Source organism: Allobosea sp. CER48 (assembly GCF_044752385.1).
Lineage (GTDB): Bacteria > Pseudomonadota > Alphaproteobacteria > Rhizobiales > Beijerinckiaceae > Allobosea.
This window is the reverse complement of sequence record NZ_JBIWYK010000254.1, coordinates 1-4,527: the sequence shown is the minus strand read 5'-3', so window position 1 is coordinate 4,527 and position 4,527 is coordinate 1. Positions and strand designations below refer to the sequence as shown.

Below are 4,527 nucleotides of genomic sequence, written 5' to 3'. Positions count from 1 at the left end.
AAGTCGACGCCGGCGCTGCTCGACGCGATCGCGGACGAGACGCTGCAGATCGAGCGCGGCGAGATCATGTAGCGCGCGAGCATGCGCTGCGGTCCTGTGCCTGGCGCATGGAGAACGTCTTGCGCCGCGGGGGCCTGATCGGAGAACATGGCGGCATGAATCAGAACGATGCCGCCGCCGCTCTCTCCGTCTGGGTCGCGCTCGAGAGCCCCACGAACCATCCCGCCGGGCTGAACGGCATGATGGATCTCGTCCAGAAGGATGTCGAGGGACTGCCGATCGCGGTCGAGCGCATTCCCGGCCGCGACGGGCTCGGCGACATGGTCCTGCTGCGCGCAGGCCTCGACAACGGCCAGCCGGCCGTCGCGGTGATGTCGCACCTCGATACCGTACATCCGGTCGGGACGAGCGCGAAGGAGCTGCCGGTCAGGATCGACGGCGACCGGCTCTACGGCCCCGGCGTCTACGACATGAAGGGCGGTGCCTGGCTGGCGCTGCAGGCGTTCAAGCAGGTCGCCGTCGCCGGCAGCGCGAAGCGGCCGATGACCTTCCTGTTCACGCCGGACGAGGAGATCGGCTCGCCGACCAGCCGGGGGATGATCGAGGAGCTCGGCCGGAATGCCGCAGCGGTGCTCGTCACCGAGCCGGCCCGCCTCGGCGGCAAGATCGTCACGGCCCGCAAGGGTGTCGGCCGCTTCGACGTCAGGCTGGAGGGCCGCCCGGCCCATGCCGGCTCGCGCCATGCCGACGGCCGCAGCGCCATCCGCGAGGCCGCCCATCAGATCCTAGCGATCGAGGCGATGACGGATTATGGGCGAGGCATCACGACGAGCGTCGCGCTCATGGGCGGCGGCACCGCAGCCAATGTCATCCCGCAACATGCCTGGTTCAGCGTCGATTGCCGCGTCACGACCCTCGCCGATGGCGTGATGATGGAGAACCGGATCCTCAGCCTCAATCCGCATGATCCGGACGTCCAGCTGCGCATTACCGGCGGAATGAACCGTCCGCCCTACGAAAAATCGGCAATGGTAGCCGAGCTGTTCGGAAAGGCGCAGAAGGTCGCGGCCGGGATCGGCCTCGACCTCCAGGACTGCCCGATGACGGGCGGCGGCTCGGATGGCAACTTCACCGCCGCGCTTGGCGTGCCCACCCTCGACGGCCTCGGCATCGATGGCGATGGGGCGCATACGCTGCAGGAATATGCCCTGATCTCGTCGATCGCGCCGCGCCAGGCCCTGATGAAGGGGCTGCTGGAGACGATCTGATCCCGCCGCAACGCGCATGCGCCAAAATGAAAAGCCCCTCGCGATGCGAGGGGCTTCGTCGTTTCAGGGGCTGTGGAGCTTTCAGGCTTCCGGCTCGCCCATGCCGCCGGCGGCGAGGAATTTCTCGAGCCAGTGGATGTTGTAGTCGCCGTTCAGGATGTCCGGGTTGCGCACCAGCGTGCGGAACAGCGGCAGCGTCGTGTCGACGCCGTCGACGACGAACTCGTCGAGCGAGCGACGCAGGCGCATCAGGCACTCGTCGCGGTTGCGGCCATGGACGATCAGCTTGCCAACCAGCGAGTCGTAGTTCGGCGGGATCATGTAGCCCTGGTATGCGGCGGAATCGACGCGCACCCCGAGGCCGCCCGGAGTGTGGAACGAGGCGATCTTGCCGGGCGAGGGGCGGAACGTCGCCGGATGCTCGGCATTGACGCGGCACTCGATGGCATGGCCCTCGATGACGATGTCCGACTGCTTGAGCGAGAGCGGCGCGCCGGCGGCGATGCGGATCTGCTCGTTGACGAGGTCGATTCCCGTGATCATCTCGGTGACGGGATGCTCGACCTGGATGCGGGTGTTCATCTCGATGAAGTAGAACTCGCCATCCTCGTAGAGGAACTCGATCGTGCCGGCGCCGAGATAGCCGAGTTCGGACATCGCCTTGGCGCAGATCTCGCCGATCCTGTCGCGCTCGCCGGCGTTGAGCGCGGGCGACGGACCTTCCTCCCAGACCTTCTGGTGGCGGCGCTGCAGCGAACAGTCGCGCTCGCCGAGATGGATCGCGTTGCCTCGGCCGTCACCGAGCACCTGGATCTCGATATGGCGCGGCTTCTCGAGATACTTCTCGATATAGACCGCGTCGTCGCCGAAATTGGCCTTGGCCTCGCTGCGGGCGGTCGCGAGCAGGACGGCGATCTCGTCCTCGGTGCGAACGACCTTCATGCCCTTGCCGCCGCCGCCGGAGGCGGCCTTGATGATGACGGGCAGGCCGATCTCGCGGATGATGCGCAGCGCCTCCGCCTCGTCGGCGACACCACCATCGGAGCCCGGCACGCAGGGGATGCCGAGGCGCTTGGCAGTGCGCTTGGCCTCGATCTTGTCGCCCATGCTGCGGATATGCGCGGCCTTCGGGCCGATGAAGGTGATGTTGTGCTGCTCCAGAATCTCCGCGAAGCGGGCATTCTCGGAGAGGAAGCCGTAGCCCGGATGGACCGCGTCCGCGCCGGTGATCTCGCAGGCGGCGATCAGCGCGGGGATGTTGAGATAGCTCTCGCGGGCCGGCGGCGGACCAATGCAGACGCTCTCGTCGGCGAGGCGCACATGCATCGCATTCGCATCGGCCGTGGAGTGCACCGCGACGGTCGCGATGCCGAGCTCCTTGGCGGCGCGCAGGACGCGCAGCGCGATCTCTCCGCGATTGGCGATCAGGATCTTGTCGAACATCTTGAAACCCAACTCGGACCTGGCGGCGAGGGGCGCCGCGCTCACTCGATCACCAGCAGCGGCTCACCGTACTCGACCGGCTGGCCATCCTCGACGAGGATGGCGGTGACCTTGCCGGCGCGGGGCGCCACGATGTCGTTGAAGGTCTTCATCGCCTCGACCAGCAGGATGCGCTCTCCCTGCTTCACGACGCTGCCGATCTCGACGAAGGGCTTGGCCTCGGGCGAGGGGCGGCGATAGGCGGTGCCGACCATAGGCGAGGTGACAGCGCCGGGATGGGCGGCCGTGGGCTTGCTTTCGGCCGGAGTTGCGGCGACGGCGACCGGGGCGGCTGCAGCCACGGGCAGGGCAGCCGCGGCGGGCACCTGGACGGTGGTGGTGATGCTGCGGGCGACGCGGACGCGCAGATCGCCCTTCTCGACCTCGATCTCGGTAAGATCGGTCTGGTTCAGGAGCTCGGCGAGCTCGCGGACAAGTTCTGGATCGATCGGGCTCTTGGTCGCCATGGCGGTGTCACCGTCTTCTTCGGATTCTGGGGTGGGTCGCGGCCGATGCCGCAATCCCGTTCATGTGGATTCAGGCGGCCCTTGCCGCCTGCTCGCCCGGCTGCGGGGCGTTGGCGTCGAAGGCAGGCTCTGGGAGCCTGCCGACGCACTTCGCCGCATGGCGGGGGGCGAGCAGGTTGCTCTGGGGTCCGTTCAGGACGTGGACGGAAACCATGGAAGGGCGTTGATTCCGGCGCCGCGCAGGGGCGGCAGGTGCCGTCCTCATAAACGTTGCGGGCCGGCAGGGGAAGCCTGAACGGCGCCTGCCGGCCCACATGTCTCGCCATGCGGCTACTCGGGATGGCTTCAGCCGGCGCACTCGGTCTTGCCGCAGCGGCGCACCGACTCGATCTTCTGCTTGAGGGCCGCCTGGCCGACGGCGCCGAAGACGATCTCCTCGCCGATGATGAAGGCGGGGGTGCCGGTCAGGCCCAGGCGGTCGCCGAGCGCGACGGTGTCCTCGATCGCGGCCTTGGTGGCCGGAGCCTCCATGTCCTTCTTCAGCTGCGCCACATCGGCGCCGGCCTCCTTGGCAATCTCCAGCGCCTTGGCCGCATTTACGCGGCCCTTCACCGCCATGAGCTTGTTGTGGAAATCGAAGTACTTCTGGCCCTGGAGCTGGTTCTTGGCGGCAACGGCGACGCGGCTGGCCTCGACCGAATCGGGGCCGAGTATCGGGAAGTCCTTCAGCACGACGCGCAACTTCGGATCGGCCTTGGCGAGGGCGGTCACGTCCTCCATCGCCCTTTTGCAGAAGCCGCAATTGTAATCCATGAACTCGACGAGCGTGATGTCACCCTCGGGGTTGCCGATGATGACCGAGGTCGCGGGATCGCTGATCCGCGTTTTCTCGGCAGCCACCGCGCCGCGCTGCGCCTCGGCCTGGGCGACCGTATTGCGGCGCTCCAGCTCGATCAGCGCGTCCTGGATGATCTCCGGGTTCTTCAGCAGCGTCTCGCGGATCAGGTCGGTGACCGCCTTGCGTTGCTCGGGCGAGAGGGGCTGGTTCTGCGCCATCACAGGCATGGCCGAGGCAGCGACCCAGAGGCCGAGCGCGAGGCCGGCAGGCCGCAGGCAGGCGCGCGCCAATCTGGTGAGGGTGCGGAAAGCCATCTCGTCTTCCTTTCAAGACCGCCGCACGGAGAATCCGCCAGCGGAGCAAAGCGCTTCTGCGCCCGAGCTTGTGTGCGTTTGCCCTTTCGAGGTCAAATCACAGCTCTGACAGCAGCTTGCGGCGCTCGTGTGGCCTTTGGACACGTCTTGCGGGGCCG

At 67.4% G+C, this 4,527-nt stretch carries 4 protein-coding genes; 1 reads left to right on the top strand and 3 read right to left on the bottom strand.

What is annotated here, in order from left to right:
• Positions 1-155 precede the first annotated feature (155 nt).
• Complete coding sequence (locus tag ACIPIA_RS10745) at positions 156-1,268, top strand: M20 family metallopeptidase (RefSeq protein WP_400509322.1); 1,113 nt, start codon at positions 156-158, stop codon at positions 1,266-1,268.
• 81 nt (positions 1,269-1,349) lie between these two features.
• Here ACIPIA_RS10745 and accC read toward each other — a convergent pair whose 3' ends face one another.
• From accC to ACIPIA_RS10730, 3 genes are all read right to left on the bottom strand, one after another.
• Positions 1,350-2,711: an acetyl-CoA carboxylase biotin carboxylase subunit gene (gene accC, locus ACIPIA_RS10740; RefSeq protein ID WP_400509320.1), complete on the bottom strand. Its 1,362-nt coding sequence runs from the start codon at positions 2,709-2,711 to the stop codon at positions 1,350-1,352.
• 41 nt (positions 2,712-2,752) lie between these two features.
• The gene (gene accB, locus ACIPIA_RS10735; protein WP_400509319.1) at positions 2,753-3,217 is read right to left on the bottom strand and encodes an acetyl-CoA carboxylase biotin carboxyl carrier protein; all 465 of its coding nucleotides are present in this window, start codon (positions 3,215-3,217) and stop codon (positions 2,753-2,755) included.
• 345 nt (positions 3,218-3,562) lie between these two features.
• Positions 3,563-4,369 (bottom strand): DsbA family protein, encoded by an 807-nt coding sequence (locus ACIPIA_RS10730; protein WP_400509317.1) that lies wholly within the window; start codon positions 4,367-4,369, stop codon positions 3,563-3,565.
• Between the last annotated feature and the right edge of the window lie 158 nt (positions 4,370-4,527).